At 72.2% G+C, this 15,333-nt stretch carries 12 protein-coding genes; 6 read left to right on the top strand and 6 right to left on the bottom strand.

The annotated features are described in order from the left end of the window. Positions 1–60 precede the first annotated feature (60 nt). Positions 61–2,145 carry a YhgE/Pip domain-containing protein gene (locus V8690_RS10640; protein ID WP_338777691.1) on the bottom strand — a complete coding sequence of 695 codons (2,085 nt, stop codon included), beginning with the start codon at positions 2,143–2,145 and terminating at the stop codon, positions 61–63. Next, positions 2,117–2,911 (bottom strand): ATP-binding cassette domain-containing protein, encoded by a 795-nt coding sequence (locus tag V8690_RS10635; protein WP_338777689.1) that lies wholly within the window; start codon positions 2,909–2,911, stop codon positions 2,117–2,119. Before V8690_RS10635 ends, V8690_RS10640 begins: the two co-directional genes overlap by 29 nt. A gap of 181 nt (positions 2,912–3,092) precedes the next feature. Here V8690_RS10635 and V8690_RS10630 point away from each other — a divergent pair, with 181 nt between their 5' ends. The 3 genes from V8690_RS10630 to V8690_RS10620 all read left to right on the top strand — a co-directional run bounded on the left by V8690_RS10630 (position 3,093) and on the right by V8690_RS10620 (position 5,343). After that, entirely contained in the window at positions 3,093–3,656 is a 564-nt protein-coding gene (locus tag V8690_RS10630; RefSeq protein ID WP_338777686.1) for an SAV_6107 family HEPN domain-containing protein, read from the top strand. Positions 3,657–3,854: 198 nt separating this feature from the next. Further along, the gene (locus V8690_RS10625) at positions 3,855–4,661 is read left to right on the top strand and encodes a methyltransferase (protein WP_338777684.1); all 807 of its coding nucleotides are present in this window, start codon (positions 3,855–3,857) and stop codon (positions 4,659–4,661) included. Between the two features lie 280 nt (positions 4,662–4,941). Next, entirely contained in the window at positions 4,942–5,343 is a 402-nt protein-coding gene (locus tag V8690_RS10620) for a DUF3040 domain-containing protein (protein WP_338777682.1), read from the top strand. Between the two features lie 154 nt (positions 5,344–5,497). Here the strand turns inward: V8690_RS10620 and V8690_RS10615 are convergent, their stop codons facing one another. The 4 genes from V8690_RS10615 to V8690_RS10600 all read right to left on the bottom strand — a co-directional run bounded on the left by V8690_RS10615 (position 5,498) and on the right by V8690_RS10600 (position 11,118). Beyond that, entirely contained in the window at positions 5,498–7,891 is a 2,394-nt protein-coding gene (locus V8690_RS10615; RefSeq protein ID WP_338777680.1) for a transglutaminaseTgpA domain-containing protein, read from the bottom strand. Continuing rightward, positions 7,891–9,252 (bottom strand): DUF58 domain-containing protein, encoded by a 1,362-nt coding sequence (locus V8690_RS10610; RefSeq protein ID WP_338777678.1) that lies wholly within the window; start codon positions 9,250–9,252, stop codon positions 7,891–7,893. Before V8690_RS10610 ends, V8690_RS10615 begins: the two co-directional genes overlap by 1 nt. After that, entirely contained in the window at positions 9,252–10,289 is a 1,038-nt protein-coding gene (locus V8690_RS10605) for a MoxR family ATPase (protein WP_338777676.1), read from the bottom strand. Before V8690_RS10605 ends, V8690_RS10610 begins: the two co-directional genes overlap by 1 nt. Before the next feature lie 277 nt (positions 10,290–10,566). Beyond that, entirely contained in the window at positions 10,567–11,118 is a 552-nt protein-coding gene (locus tag V8690_RS10600; protein WP_338777674.1) for a carbonic anhydrase, read from the bottom strand. Positions 11,119–11,492: 374 nt separating this feature from the next. Between V8690_RS10600 and rsmH the strand changes: the two genes are divergently transcribed. From rsmH to V8690_RS10585, 3 genes are all read left to right on the top strand, one after another. Continuing rightward, entirely contained in the window at positions 11,493–12,449 is a 957-nt protein-coding gene (gene rsmH, locus V8690_RS10595) for a 16S rRNA (cytosine(1402)-N(4))-methyltransferase RsmH (protein WP_338777672.1), read from the top strand. 31 nt (positions 12,450–12,480) lie between these two features. Beyond that, positions 12,481–12,930, top strand: a complete 450-nt coding sequence (locus V8690_RS10590; RefSeq protein ID WP_338777671.1) for a septum formation initiator family protein — start codon at positions 12,481–12,483, stop codon at positions 12,928–12,930. A gap of 364 nt (positions 12,931–13,294) precedes the next feature. After that, the gene (locus V8690_RS10585) at positions 13,295–15,253 is read left to right on the top strand and encodes a penicillin-binding protein 2 (RefSeq protein ID WP_338777669.1); all 1,959 of its coding nucleotides are present in this window, start codon (positions 13,295–13,297) and stop codon (positions 15,251–15,253) included. Positions 15,254–15,333 lie beyond the last annotated feature (80 nt).

Genomic DNA, 15,333 nt, shown 5'->3' with positions numbered 1-15,333 from the left:
TCACAGGAACCATTCCGGGGGACGTCACCGAAGGGTTCACAGGGGGTGTCACGGAAGGGCTCACAGGCTCAGCTCCGGGTGCAGCCGGTCCAGCGTCCACACCTGGCGGCGGCGGGCCGCCACGGCGGTCAGCGCGAGGGCGCCGGCGGTGAACGCCGTCAGCACCACGCACGCGTGCCACACCGGGTCCAGACCACCACCCGTGATGAGCCTGCGCAGGGCCTCGACGACGTAGCTCATCGGCAGGAAGGGGTGGAGCGCGTTGAAGAAGCCGGGGCTGGTCTGCACGGGGTACGTGCCGCCCGCCGAGGTCAGCTGGAGCATCAGCAGGGCGAGGACGAGGATCCGGCCCGCCGCGCCGAAGCGCGCGTTCAGCCACTGCACGATCGCCGCGAAGCACGCCGTCACCAGGAACAGGAAGCCCACCGTCCCGGCCGCCCGCGCCATCTCCAGGCCGACCGCCCAGTGCAGCACCGACATCAGGGCCACGGTCTGGAGGATCCCGATCGCCACCACCGGGAGCCAGCCTGCCAGCGCGATCCGCCATGCCGAGGCGCCCGCGGCGAGCGCGCGCCGGTTCATCGGCGCGATCAGCATGTAGGCCACCATCGCGCCCACCCACAGCGACAGCGGGATGAAGTACGGGGCGAACCCGGTGCCGTAGTTGGGCGCCTTGTGCAGGTCCTGGGAGGCGAGCCGCACGGGGTCGGCCATGACCTCGGTGCGCTGGTCGCGGTCCCGCTGGTCGTAGTCGGGGATCCGCTCCGCCCCGTCGTGCAGCCCGCCGGCGAGCTTGCCGGAGCCGTCGACGAGCTTGAACATGCCGCCGCTGAGGTGGTCCGCGCCCGTCTTCAGCTCGCCTACGCCCTTGTCCAGGTCGACGGCACCGGTCCTGGCCGTCCCGAGCCCCTTGTGCAGCTTCTTCGCGCCCGCGGCGACCTCGGCCGCCCCGTCGTTCAGCTTGTTGATCTTCTTGACGGCGTCGTCGAGGTCCTCGGAGAGGCGCGGTGCGCGGTCGGCGAGGGCCTGGGACTGCTTCTGGAGGGCGGTGAGGTTCTTGTCGAGCCTCGTCAGGTCGCCGTTGTGGTCCGCGATCAGCGTGTTGACGTCGTCGGCGATGAGGGCCACGTCGGCCGCCGCGTCCTTGGCCTTCTTCAGGTCGGCGCAGGCGGCGTCGGGCAGGACGGGGTCGTCGCAGCGCCTGGCGTAGACGCCGTTCAGCGTGTCCGACGCCGTACGGGCGCCCTTGGCGGCGGTCGGGGCGGTCTTCGCCAGGGTGCCCAGGTGCTTGCGGATCACACCGGAGGAGTCGGCGACGAGCCGGGCCGTGTCGCCGATGGTCTTCTCGTTGCCCTTGATGAAGGGGCCCACCTTGTCGGCGGTCGCGTTGACCCTGTCGGCGAGCTTCCGCGTGCCTTCCGCGACCCGCTTCGAGCCGTCCGCAAGGTCATCCGAGCCCGTGTGGAGCTTCTTCAGGCCCGTGGACAGCTTGCCGCTGCCGTCCTTGGCGTCCTTCAGGCCGTCGGCCAGGTCCTTGGAGCCCTTCTCGGCCTTCCCGATGCCGCCCTTGAGCTCGTCGGCCCCCTTCGCCGCCTTCACGGTCTTGCCGTGGATGTCGGAGAACGAGACGAAGATCTTGTCCAGGAAGGACCGCGCCGTCTTGGTGGACGCGGCCTGCCGGACCTCGCTGAACACCGTCCGGGAGATCTGCCCGACGATGTAGTTGTTCGCGTCGTTGGTGTGTACCTGGAGGGCGCCCGTCTCCGGGGAGTCCCCGGAGCTGGAGGCGATCCGCTCGCTGAAGTCGGCGGGCATGGTGAGCGACAGGTAGTACGTGCCCTCCTCGACGCCCCTGCGGGCCTCGGCGGCGCTCACCTCCTGCCAGTCGAAGGTCTTGCTGTCGTGCAGGCCCTTCGTGATGTCGTCGCCCGCCGTGATCTTCTTCCCGTCGGCGGTCGCCCCCTTGTCGTCGTTCACGAGCGCCACGGGGATCCGGTCCAGACGGCCGTACGGGTCCCAGAACGACCACAGGTACAGCGCGCCGTACAGCAGCGGCAGCACCAGCAGCGCGACCAGCGCGGCGCGCGGCAGCTTGCCCCGGCCGAAGCGGCGGAGCTCAAGCGCGGCCAGTCTCGGCGAGCGCATCGGCCTTCTCCTCTCCCTGGCCGGCCTTATCGTCCTCGGCGGCCTGGTGATCGTCGCTGTCGTCCTGGATCGCCTGGGTGGACACCCGGACGGCGCCCTCGGGGGCCTCACTGCACACCGCCACGACCGTCGTCCCGGCGTCGGCGAGGGACCTGAGCAGGGACCAGACCTCGTCCCGCTCGGCGTCCGAGAGCTTGAGGTCGGTGTCGTCGACCCCGAGCAGCCGGGGCCGGCCGACGAGCGCGAGGGCGATGGACAGCCGCAGCGCCTCCAGACGCCCCAGATCGCGCACGGCGGTACGGGGGCCCTTGGGCAGCGCCTCCAGGTCCAGACCGGCGGCTGCCAGTGCCGCGTCGACGCGCCGCGCGGCCTCGGCCGCCCGCTCGCCGGGGGGCCGCAGCAGTCCGCGCAGGGAGTCGCCGAACCGCCGCTGGAGCAGCGCCCGCTCCCGCAGGTGCTCGTCGGCGGTCAGGGCCGGGTCGAGGTCGGTGACCCCCGGCACATGGGCCAGGGCACTGACGCGGTGTACCGCCGACAGCTGCTTGGGGAGCCGGGCCCCGCCGACGATGGCGGTGCCCTCCGCGATCTTCATCCGCCCCGTCAGCGCGAGCAACAGGCACGTACGGCCGGATCCGGACGGGCCCTCGACCGCGATGAGCGATCCCGGCTCGGCGTCGACGGAGATCCCGCGGAACGCCCACCCGCGCGGTCCCTTGACCCCGAGGCCCTCGGCGGCGACCCGCGCCCCTCCCACTCGTTCCCCCACGAGTCTCCTTCGATTGAGAACTGAAGTTTTTGAACTGACCGGTCAGTGCAAAACTACTCCCGAACCTACGATCGAAGCAAAATCGCAGGTCAGAACGGATTGTCAGTGCCATACCTCACGATGGGTCACATACGGCACTCCTAGCCGGACGTGCCGTCACACAGACGACAGGAGGTTCGTCATGGCCAGCTATCACGCAGCAGCCGCCCGCCGGCGCCGCGCCCCCGGCCCTGCCCCCTCACTGACCGGCCCGGCGAGCGACGTGCACCCCGTGCTGCGCCGGGCCACGGCCCCGCCCGCAGCCCTCGACCTGCTCGCCCAGGCCCGCGCCGGCCTCGACGAGGCCGCCGTCCTGGAAACACCGAACGAGCGCTACGCGACGGCCCATCTCGCCGCCCTGCGCACCGCCGCAGCCGTGCTCGCAGCCCGAGGGCGGCCGGAGACCTCGCCCCGGGCCCGGGCCAAGATCAGGAGCGCCTGGGAAGTGCTCCCCGAGATCGCGCCCGAACTGTCCGAGTGGAGCGCGCTGTTCGCCTCCGGCGCCCGGCGCCGCGCCAGGGCCGAGGCGGGTATCCAGGACGCGGCCAGCAGTCGGGACGCCGACGACCTGATACGGGACGTGGCGATGTTCCTCCGCCTCGTCGAGCGCATGCTGGTCCTCCAGCCCGTCCTCCCGCAGCCCCGCGCGGACCAGGACCACCCGGAGGGGCCGGGGGAGGGGCGGGACATGCCGGACGCCGGCTGAGCGGGCACCGGCGGGCGCGCGCCCGCCCGGTCGCGCCCACGCGTGTCCAGCTGAGGACCGGGCCATGCCGGCTGCCCTGCCGGAGGCAATAGGGTGGGGGGCGCCTGAAGTCTTCCCTCCCCGTCGCCGGGGCCGGGGAAGGCAACCCCGTTCGCTCCGCCGTGCAAGAGGCGGTGCCGCGCCGAGGAGTCAACTGCCGTGTCGGACCCGATGCGCCCCCGCGCCTCACTCCGTACCGCCGTGGTCTGGGAGGTCCTCCAGGACGCCCTGGACCGCCGGGTCAAGGCCACGGGCCGGGAGTCGCTGGACGTCCTCGACACCGGGGGCGGCAGCGGCAACTTCGCGGTGCCCGTCGCCCGTCTCGGTCACCGGGTCACCGTCGTCGACCCCAGCCCCAACGCGCTGTTCGCTCTGGAGCGCCGCGCCGCCGAGGCGGGAGTCGCCGACCGGGTGAAGGGCGTGCAGGGCGACGCCCACGGCCTCTTCGACGTGGCCGAGCGCGGCGGCTACGACGTGGTGCTGTGCCACGGCGTCCTGGAGTACGTGGACGACCCGGCCGAGGGCGTCCGCAACGCGGTGGCCGCCCTGCGCTCGGAGGGCGTCCTCAGCCTGCTCGCCGCCGGTCTCGGCGGTGCCGTGCTGGCCCGCGCCCTCGCCGGTCACTTCAAGGAGGCCCGGCAGGCGCTCGACGACCCGAACGGGCGATGGGGCACGGGTGACCCCGTTCCGTGCCGCTTCACCGCCGACCAGCTCACCGGACTGGTCGAGGGCGCGGGGCTGCGTGTCGGCGCCGTGCACGGCGTGCGGGTCTTCGCCGACCTCGTGCCCGGCGTTCTCGTCGACACCGAGCCCGGCGCCCTGGAGGCGCTGCTGAAGCTGGAGGAGGCCGCCGCCGAGCTTCCCGCCTTCCACTCGGTGGCCACACAGCTTCATGTGCTCGGCGAGACCGCTGGGACCGATGAAACCAGTGAGGCAATCGAGACCGATGGGTCGGTCGAGGCCTGAGTCGCTTTCCTGAGGTACCGCCGCTGATCAGCGCCTTGGCTGTGCATGGAGTACGCCACAGGCCCCCCGAATGGGCGCTTGGCGCCGTATGATCGAGGGAGACCGTTCCGGCATGACGGGTCGGCCGCCGGGGAATGGAAGCCTCAGCGAGCCGGGACGTCCATGGCGGATTCCGGTTGGCCAAATGGCGCAGAGGGGCGGGTTTCACGGGGGCGATTCCCTGCCTATCCTGAAGAGACCCCCCGGGTCGCCCCGGCGACTGCACGATGAGGAGGACTCCGTGCCGCTCTCGGAGCACGAGCAGCGCATGCTCGAGCAGATGGAGCGAGCGCTGTACGCCGAAGATCCCAAGTTCGCGTCGGCGCTTGAGGGAAGCGGGCTGCGTACGTACACCCGGCGGCGGGTCTACCAGGCGGTCGCGGGCTTCCTCGTAGGTATTGCGCTCCTCATGGCCGGTATGGTCGCCAAGCAGGTCTGGCTCAGCGTCGTGGGCTTCCTCGTCATGCTGGGCTGTGCGGTGCTCGCCGTGACCGGCTGGCGCAAGGCCCCCAAGCCGGGCGAACAGGCGGCCGGGGCCGACGGACAGCCGGCCGCCCGCCGACAGGGCCGGCAACGGCGCTCCATGATGGACCGCATCGAGCAGCGCTGGCAGAAGCGCCGCGACGAGCAGGGCGGCCATTAGCCCGGAGCAGCAGCTCTCCCGACACGTGAAGACATGAGTCAGGGGGTGACCACCCAGTCGGTGGTCACCCCCTGACGTATGCGTACGAGGACGTATGCATACGAGACGCGACGGGCTCCCTGGGGGCCCTCCCAGGGAAGGGCCCCCACGCCCGTCAGCCCTGCTGCCCCGAGGTCTTCCGCCACGTCGGCCGCAGCGCCAGAGCCCGCTCCCGCACGCCCGACCACCAGGCCGACGCCGCCCACACCACGCGCACGGTGGAGCGCGGGACCAGGACCGCACGGAGCCTGGTGCCGCGGCCGACCCCGGCGCTCAGGCCCGCTGCCGCACGGCGGACATCGTCCGTGAGTCCCGCCGTCGGGCGGGGGCGCGGTGCGTACAGGACCTGCTCCACCGCGTTCGCCACCCGGTGCACCGAGGCCGCCGCCGTCGCGTCGAGGGAGCCCAGCCGGACGATACGGGCGGCCGCCTTCCGTGGCGTCCGTGACTCGTCCGGCGCGATGCCGAAGTCCCAGGCCGTGTCGGTCAGCTCCTGCCAGACGGCCAGCGTGTGCGGCGCCGCGTCCGCCTCGCCGCGGCCATGCGCCCCCAGCCGGACCGCGCGGGTCCGCAGGCGCCACAGCATCGGTGTCAGCGGGAGCGCCAGGACGGCGAGCACGGCCAGGGCCCAGGCCAGGAGCGCGTACCACTTCGGGCCGTCGTCGCCCGTGGGCAGCACCGCCTGCGGGGACTCGCTCGCGCACCCGCCGTCCAGCTTCTTCTGCTCAGGGGTGCAGCTGTCACTCGCCGAGGGCGTCGGGGACGGCGCGGCGGACGACGTCTGGGACGGGCGCGCCACGTCAGGCAGCGAGCTGCCGGGGCTCTCCGGCAGGGTGTACGGCGGCATCGAGCCGCGGTTCGGAGTCGGCTCGAAGCGTGTCCAGCCCACGCCCTCGAAGTACAGCTCGGGCCAGGCGTGCGCGTCGCGCAGCCCCACCGACACCGAGCCGTCCGCCTGCGGGGAACCGGGCGCGAAGCCCACCGCGACCCGGGCCGGTATGTCCAGGGAGCGGGCCATCGCCGCCATCGCGAAGGAAAAGTGCACGCAGAAGCCCTGCTTGTCCCGCAGGAAGCGGGCGATCCCCTCCGAGCCGCTGCCGACCTGCACCCGGGTGTCGTACTCGAAGCCGCCGGTCACGGCGAACCAGTCCTGGAGCTTGACCGCCTGGTCGTACGGGTTGGCGGCGCCCGCGGTGACCTGGCGGGCGGTGCGGGCCACCACCGGCGGCAGCGAGTCGGGCAGCTTGGTGAAATCCCGCTCGATGTCCGTCGGCGGGGGCGCCGCCGAGGCCAGCTGCTCCGCCGTCGGCTGCACGTCCAGGCTCATGACCTGGTACGTCAGCCCTCGTGTGTTCTGGCCGTGGTCTCCGACCAGCGTCATGCCCAGGGGCTCGTAACGCCAGTTGCCCCGGATGTTGACGGCGCTGGGCGGGTACGGCATGGGCAGCCAGTCCTGGGCGTACCAGTCGGCCGCCGTGATCGTGGTGTCGACCTCCGTGCGTTTGACGTCGGGGCCGAGGCCGATCGGGGTCGGGAGGGTGCCGTCGGGCACCGCGGTGATGGATCGCCGGGACGGCTTCCAGGTGGTGCCGTCGAAGTCGTCCAGGGACACGATCCGCAGATAGAGGTCCGAGACGTCGGCCATCTTCGTCTTCACGGAGAGGACCTGCCGGTCCTCGTCCACGTTCAGATTGTCGCGCAGCGACACCAGCGGGTTCACGGCGGAGATCGTGCCTCCGCCGCCCGTGCCGCCGCCCGCGCCCGTGCCCACGGAGTCCAGCAGGCCGCCGTTCATCGCGGGCAGGCCGAGCGGCACCACAAGGGCGATGCCCAGCGCGACCACGCCGATGCGCCGGCCGGTGCGGACCGGGGCGACCGCGCCGCTCGGTTCCCCTCCGGCCGTGCGCGGGGCCCCGCCGAAGACCCGGCCCCACTGGGAGAGCCGGTCCCGTCCCTCGGCCAGGAGCAGCATCAGATAGCCGGCCGCCGCGACCAGGAACCACAGCCAGTCGGTGCCCCCGTCGGACAGCCCCGCGGCCACCGAGTACAGGGCGAGCAGCGGCAGCCCGGCCGGGGCGGCGCTGCGGAAGGTCACCGCGAGGGTGTCCACCAGCAGTCCGATGATCAGGACGCCGCCGATGAGCATCAGCCGGATGCCGTCGGACTCCAGGGGCGCCGGGATCGCGTACCGCGCGATGTCGTCTCCGCCCTGGCGGAGCAGGAGCGCGAAGCGGTCGAGGGCGTCCGGACCGGGCACCAGCCCGGCGAAGGCCTGCTCACGGGCGAACACGAACGTCAGCAGCAACACCGTGACCACGGCCTGTGCCGCCACCGTCAGCGGTCGCGCCAGCGGCACCCTGCGGGCCGCCGCGCCCGCGCCCGCCTGCACGGCCAGCAGGAAGGCCGCCTGCACGATCCAGGTCGCCGGCTTGACGAGGGGCAGCAGGGCGCACGCTGCCATCAGCGTGGCCGCCCACGCGCCCAGCGCCAGTCGTACCCGCCCGCTCATCACGGTCCCTCCCCGCCGCCCGCGGCGGCCATCCCCCTGCGCTCCCGGTCGGCCTGCCGCCACAGCTCGTCCACGGAAGCGCCCCGCGGCACACCGAGGGCCGTCCAGCCCGCCTCGCGCAGCATGCGCAACCGCTCCCCGCTCCCGTCCAACGGACCGGGCACGTCGCCCGGTTCCCGTATCCAGGTGTCGCTGTCCAGCACGAAGGCGACCGCGCCCGGGCTGCGCTGCCGCATCCGGCCCAGCACCGCCGCCTGATCCTCGTCCAGGTCGCCGAGGAAGGCCACCAGCAGCCCCTCGTTCCCGCCGCGCAGCACGTCGTAGGCCCGGGACAGGCCCGCACCGTCGGAGTGGTCGATCACCGCGAGGGTGTCCATCATCAGCCCGGCCGCGTCCGCCGACTCCTGGTTCGCACCCGCGAAGCCGTCTCCGCCCTCGCCGGGCACCGCGTTGCCGGTGTCCGTCAACAGCCGTACCGAGAAGCCCCCTTCTAGCATGTGCACCAGCACGGACGCGGCGCCCGCCACGGCCCACTCGAAGGCCGAGCCGGGGCCCGCGCCCCGGAAGGCGATGCCCCGGGTGTCGAGCAGCACCGTGCACCGGGCACGCTGCGGCTGCTCCTCACGACGCACCATCAACTCGCCGTAGCGGGCCGTGGAGCGCCAGTGCACGCGGCGCAGGTCGTCGCCGTAGCGGTACCCGCGCGGGATCACGTCGTCCTCGCCGGCCAGCGCGAGCGAACGCTGCCGCCCTTCGCCGTACCCCTTCGCCTCGCCGCTCAGGCGCACCGGCGCCAGCGGTTCCACGCGCGGGATCACCGTCAGGGTGTCGTGCGTCGAGAAGGACCGGGTCAGCTCGCACATGCCGAACGGGTCGGTCAGGCGCAACTGAAGCGGGCCCAGCGGGTAGCGGCCGCGCAGGTCGGAGCGCACCCGGTAGGACACCTCTCGCCGGCCGCCCGCCTCCACCCGGTCGAGCACGAAACGGGGCCGGGGACCGAGTACGTACGGCACCCGGTCCTGGAGCATCAGCAGGCCCGTGGGCAGCCGCGAGACGTTGTCCATCCGCAGATGGACCCGGGCCTCGCTGCCGGCCGGCACGCGCGCGGGGGAGAGGCGGCGGCTGCCCGCGACCCGGTAGCGCGTGCGGTACAGCACCGTCGCGCACACCAGCGGCAGCACCGCAAGCAGCAGGCCCACGCGCAGCAGGTCGCTCTGCCCGAGCACGTACGAACAGGCGGCGGCCGCGACGCCGGCGGCCAGGAAGGAGCGTCCGCGGGTGGTCAGACCGGCCAGGGCGGTGCGGATGCCACCCTTCTCGCCCCGGTCGGCCTCCGACTGCCCCGTCCCCGCGGTGGTCATCACAGCCTCCGCGGCGGCTGCTGCGGATACGCCGGCACGCCCCGGCCGAGGCCGCCGAAGCCGCTCTGCTGGGGCGCCGCCGGCACCGCAGTGCGCTGGAGGATCTCCTCGACGACCTGCTGGGCCGTGCGGCGGTTGAGCTGGGCCTGGGCGGTGGGCAGCAGGCGGTGGGCCAGGACGGCGACGGCGAGTGCCTGCACGTCGTCCGGCAGCGCGTACTCCCGGCCGCTCAGGGCTGCGGACGCCTTCGCCGCGCGCAGCAGGTGCAGCGTCGCACGCGGGGAGGCGCCCAGTCTCAGGTCGGGGTGCGTGCGCGTGGCGCCGACCAGGTCCACCGCGTAGCGCCGGACCGGCTCGGCGACATGGACGCCGCGCACCGCCTCGATCAGCTTGAGGATCTCGTGCGCGTGGGCCACGGGCTGGAGGTCCTCCAACGGCGAGACGCCGCCGTGCACGTCCAGCATCTGGAGCTCGGCCTCGGGGCTGGGATAGCCGACCGAGACCCGGGCCATGAAACGGTCGCGCTGGGCCTCCGGCAGCGGGTAGGTGCCCTCCATCTCGACCGGGTTCTGCGTCGCCACCACCATGAAGGGGCTGGGCAGCTCGTAGGTCTTGCCGTCGATGGTGACCTGGCGCTCCTCCATCGACTCCAGGAGCGCGGACTGCGTCTTGGGCGAGGCGCGGTTGATCTCGTCACCGATCACCACCTGCGCGAAGATCGCACCCGGCTTGAACTCGAAGTCGCTGCGCTGCTGGTCCCAGATGGACACACCGGTGATGTCCGACGGCAGCAGGTCGGGCGTGAACTGGATCCGCCGCACCGAGCAGTCGATGGACCGCGCCAGTGCCTTGGCGAGCATCGTCTTGCCGACGCCCGGGACGTCCTCGATCAGCAGATGTCCCTCGGCCAGCAGCACGGTCAGCGAGAGCCGTACGACCTCGGGCTTGCCCTCGATCACGCCTTCCACCGACTCCCGCACGCGTTCCACCACGGCGGTCAGATCAGTGAGGCTCGCTCGATCGTCATAGGTCGTCACCCGGCCCTCCTCGGCCTTTCCCGTGCTCCCAAGGAGCACGGGATACCCCATTTTCCCGGGCCGACGCCCCAAGACGCGGGCCGGCCCACCCCGAACCACGGACACCACGCGTGAACAGTTCCGCGTGATGCCACTCCCGCATTCTTGCTGCCGTTACCGATTCGTGTCACTCGACTGTGGATAACTGGCCGCGATATGTCGGCCTTACGGTCATTCGAACGTGTGACTGACAGGCTTTCGACAGCTACAGCAGGTTGTGCCGGGGCGGGCGACCAGGTCAGGAGGCGGGGTCGATCTCCCGCAGCAGGCCGGTCTTCACGTCGAAGACGAACCCCCGCACGTCGTCCGTGTGCGGCAGGAACGGCGAGGTGCGCACGCGCCGCATCGACTGCCGTACGTCCTGGTCGACGTCCGAGAAGCACTCCACCGCCCACGCCGGGCGCTGGCCGACCTCGGCCTCCAGCTCGCCCCGGAAGCCCTCGCTCAGGGTCTCCATACCGCAGCCGGTGTGGTGGACGAGGACGACGCTGCGCGTGCCCAGCTTGCGCTGGCTGATGGTGAGGGAGCGGATCACGTCGTCGGTGACGACGCCGCCGGCATTGCGGATGGTGTGGCAGTCGCCGAGCTCCAGACCGAGCGCGGCGAGCGGGTCGAGGCGGGCGTCCATGCAGGCCACGACGGCTACGTGCAGGGCGGGCTTGGCGTCCATCCCGGCGTGCCCGAAGGCGGCGGCGTACTGGGCGTTCGCCTCGACGATACGGTCCGTGACCGTGCCGCCCGCGGCTGTGGCGCTCTCCGAACCTGTGGGAATCGATGCAGAAGTCGTCATATTCATGACGGTACTGGTCACGACTGTTTCCGGCCCGCTGTGAGAGAGGACAAAGAACGCCAACGGACCTTGTAGTGAGTTAACCCACAAGGGCGGTGTGCCGCCGGTCGCGACGCGCAGGCCGGTTGATTGACCGGAAGACAGGGTGGACTAAAGTGACGCGAAGCGGGAGGCGAGACTCTCCCCGCTGGACTGTTCACCCCGGAGACCCCGGCGACGACCGGAGATCTCCCCACGTGCGCGGCGCGTACGTACGGCTCGGCCTCCTCCCGCTCCCGGTCGGCTGACGCTTCCGGCGCCGGCAGGCCTCCCCTTCGCGAGCGGGCAGGGACCCGGCGGTGCGTACGGCCGCGTGCCGGATCTGAGAGGGCCCCTTGAGCCAGAGTCGACACGTCCCGGTGATGCTCCAGCGGTGCCTGGATCTGCTGGCACCCGCCCTGGAGGGGCCGGACGCGGTGGTCGTCGACTGCACCCTCGGCCTCGGCGGCCACAGCGAGGCGCTCCTCGAGAGGTTTCCCGGGGTCCGCCTCGTCGCCCTCGACCGCGACAAGGAGGCCCTGCGCCTGTCCGGCGAGCGCCTCGCGCCCTACGGCGAGCGCGCCACCCTCGTCCACGCCGTGTACGACGAGCTCCCCGAGGTGCTGCACAAACTCGGCGTCGCGCGCGTGCAGGGCGTGCTGTTCGACCTCGGCGTCTCCTCCATGCAACTCGACGAGGCCGACCGCGGCTTCGCCTACGCGCAGGACGCCCCGCTCGACATGCGCATGGACCAGACGTCCGGCGTCAGCGCCGCCGAGGTCCTCAACACGTACCCGCCGGGCGAACTGGTGCGCATTCTCCGGGCGTACGGCGAGGAGAAGCAGGCCAAGCGGATCGTGTCCGCGATCGTGCGCGAGCGCGAGAAGGAGCCGTTCAGCACCAGCGCGCGGCTGGTCGAACTGATCCGGGACGCGCTGCCGCAGGCCGCCAAGCGCACCGGCGGCAACCCGGCCAAGCGCACCTTCCAAGCCCTGCGCATCGAGGTCAACGGCGAGCTCGCCGTCCTGGAGCGGGCGATCCCGGCCGCCGTGAAGGCGCTGGACGTGGGCGGGCGGATCGCCGTCCTGTCGTACCACTCGCTGGAGGACCGGCTGGTCAAGCAGGTGTTCGCGGCGGGTGCCGCCACCACGGCGCCGCCCGGGCTGCCCGTCGTGCCCGAGCGCTACCAGCCGCGGCTCAAGCTGCTCACGCGCGGTGCCGAACTCCCCAACGAGGAGGAGATCGCCGCGAACCGGCGGGCGGCACCGGCGCGGCTGCGCGGCGCCCAGCGCATCAGGGAGGACGTCGAGTGAGGCGTGTCCAGGCCGGACCGAGGGAGCGTGAGTGAGCAGCAAACCCGAACTGAAGGGGAGGGCGGCACGTCTCGCGCGGCTCTTCCCGACCGGCCCCGGCCAAGCGGCCCGCACCCCCTTCGTCCTCCTCGTGGTCCTCCTCCTCGGCGGTGGTCTCATCGGTCTCCTGGTACTGAACTCCGCCCTCAGCGAAGGCGCGTTCAAGCTCGACGACCTCCAGCGCGAGACCAAGAGCCTCACCGACGAGGAACAGGCTCTCCAGCGGGACATCGACGCCTACTCCGCACCCGAGGCCCTCCAGCGCCGCGCCCGCGAACTCGGCATGGTCCCCGGCGGCGACCCCGCCTTCCTCGCCCCCGACGGCACCGTGAAGGGCGTCCCCAGCCCCGCCCCCGGCGTCCGGCGGACCTCCGCCCACATCCCCCTGGTCCTGGCCCCCGAGGCCATGCCCAACGGCCCCATCTCAACCTCCGGCAGGTGACGGCAGTGACCGACAGGGAACCCGCGCGCCGCGGCGTAACGGGCCTCGCCCGGCCCACCTGCCCCTCTGGTCCCGGCGTTCGTCCGGTCCTCGGGGCGGCTTCCGCCTCTCGGTGCGCGGCGGACCGGGCTATCGGCCGGGCGACGACGGTGCCCGTCGGGAAGCCGCCGCACTGCCAGTTGCGCGGCCCCGCCGCCAGTGCTGCCGGTCTGGAGGGCCGTGGCCGCCGCGGTGCGCGCGGTGCGGTCGTGGAGCGGCCGTCGTCGACCGTTGCACGTGGTGCCGGGTGCTGTCTCGGCCCGTGTGCGGCTGTCGCCGTGTCCGCCAGTGCTCAGTCCATTTCGACTCCCGGCAGGTGACGGAAGTGACCGACAGGGAACCCCCGCGCCGCGGCGTGCCCGGTCCCGCCAGGCCCGCTCGTCCCGTCGCCCGGCGCCGCCCCGGCCCCGGTGCCCGTCCGGTCCGTCGCCCGGCCCCGGCCCGTCAGGCGGCGCCCAAACCCCTCCGGCTGGGCAGCCCTCGCCCCCGGCTGCGTCTGGTCGGGCTCGCGCTGACGCTGGTGCTGATCGCCTTCGTCGTGCGGCTGTTCCAGGTGCAGGCCGTCGACGCGAGCACGTACGCCGCCAAGGCCGAGCAGAACCGGTACGTAGGGCAGGTGCTGTCCGCGGACCGCGGGGAGATCACCGACCGGTCCGGTGTGGCGCTCGCGACCAGTGAGGACGCCTACGACATCACGGCCGACCCCACGATGTTCGCCCCCGACCAGCTGAAGATCGGGGACGGGCCCGAGCAGGCGGCCGCGCTGCTCGCGCCGATCCTGGGCCAGGAGCAGGAGACCCTGGTCAAGAAGCTGCGGCCGAAGAACAAGGCGCTGCGGTACGTCAAGCTGGCCTCCCGCCAGACCCCGCAGGTCTGGAAGCAGATCAAGGACCTGAAGTCCGCGCTCGCCAAGAAGGAGGAGACGGACAAGTCCGCGCACAACGTCCTCGCGGGTGTCTTCTCCGTCGCCACCACCAAGCGCGTGTACCCGGGCGGCGACCTCGCCGCCGGGATACTGGGCTGGGTCAACGGCGAGGGCAAGCCCGGCGGCGGCATCGAGCTCCAGCTGAACAAGCAGCTGGCCGGCAAGGACGGCAAGATCCGCTACGCCCAGTCCGGCGGCCGGCTCGTCCCCACCGCGGGTTCCACCGAGACACCCGCCGTGCCCGGCAGCGACGTCGAGCTCACCATCGACCGCGACATCCAGTGGGCCGCCCAGAAGGCCATCAGCGACCAGGTCAAAAAGTCCGCGGCCGACCGCGGCTACGTCATCGTCCAGGACACCCGCACCGGCCAGATCCTGGCCATGGCCAACTCACCCGGCTTTGACCCGAACGACCTGTCCGACGCCGATCCCGCCGCCCTCGGCAACGCGGCCCTCCAGGACGCCTTCGAACCCGGCTCCACCGCCAAGGTCATGTCGATGGCGGCCGTCCTCCAGGAGGGCGTCGCCACCCCGATGACCCACGTCGTCGTGCCCAACCGGCTGCACCGCGGCGACCGGCTCTTCAAGGACGATGTGAACCACCCGACCTGGCACCTGACGCTCAACGGCGTCCTCGCCAAGTCCAGCAACATCGGCACCATCCTCGCCACCGGCCAGCTCGGCAGGACCCAGGCCCAGTCCAACAAGGTCCTCTACGACTACCTGCGCAAGTTCGGCCTCGGCCGATACACCGGACTCGGTTTCCCGGGCGAGACGCCGGGCATCCTCGCCCCGCCCGACAAGTGGTCGACCTCGCAGCAGTACACGATCCCTTTCGGCCAGGGCGTCTCCATCAACGCCATGCAGGCGGCGTCCGTGTACTCGACCATCGCCAACGGCGGCGTCCGCGTCGAACCCACGCTCGTACGCGGCACCAAGGGTCCCGACGGTCGCTTCACCCCCGCCCCGAAGCCCGAGAAGACCCGGGTCGTCAGCGCCAAGACGGCGAAGACCCTCGCCCAGATGCTGGAGTCGGTCGTGGACGACGAGGAGGGCACCGGCACCAAGGCGCGCATCCCCGGCTACCGCGTCGCGGGCAAGACTGGCACCGCCAACCGCGTGGATCCGGCCACCGGCCAGTACAAGGGCTACACGTCGTCGTTCGCCGGGTTCGCCCCCGCCGACAAGCCCCGCATCACCGTCTACTGCGCCATCCAGAACGCCACCAAGGGCAACTACTTCGGCGGCCAGATCTGCGGTCCCGTCTACAAGCAGGTCATGGAGTTCGCACTGAAGTCCCTCCAGGTCCCGCCGACCGGGGCCAAGCCCGCGAGGCTGCCCGTCACGTTCAAGAACTGAACCGACCCCGAACCGTCAAGCCCTGATCAGCACCGAGCACCACCGAGCCACCAGGACCCGCCCCCGTGACAACGATCACC

It is taken from the genome of Streptomyces sp. DG1A-41, assembly GCF_037055355.1.
GTDB lineage: Bacteria > Actinomycetota > Actinomycetes > Streptomycetales > Streptomycetaceae > Streptomyces.
The sequence above is the reverse complement of the archived record's forward strand: the minus strand, read 5'-3'. Positions and strand labels throughout refer to the sequence as shown.

Coding starts and splice junctions, on each gene's coding strand:
- V8690_RS10640 (WP_338777691.1), bottom strand. CDS start 2,145: ATGCGCTCGCCGAGACTGGCCGCGCTTGAGCTCCGCCGCTTCGGCCGG.
- V8690_RS10630 (WP_338777686.1), top strand. CDS start 3,093: ATGGCCAGCTATCACGCAGCAGCCGCCCGCCGGCGCCGCGCCCCCGGC.
- V8690_RS10615 (WP_338777680.1), bottom strand. CDS start 7,891: ATGAGCGGGCGGGTACGACTGGCGCTGGGCGCGTGGGCGGCCACGCTG.
- V8690_RS10610 (WP_338777678.1), bottom strand. CDS start 9,252: ATGACCACCGCGGGGACGGGGCAGTCGGAGGCCGACCGGGGCGAGAAG.
- V8690_RS10600 (WP_338777674.1), bottom strand. CDS start 11,118: ATGACGACTTCTGCATCGATTCCCACAGGTTCGGAGAGCGCCACAGCC.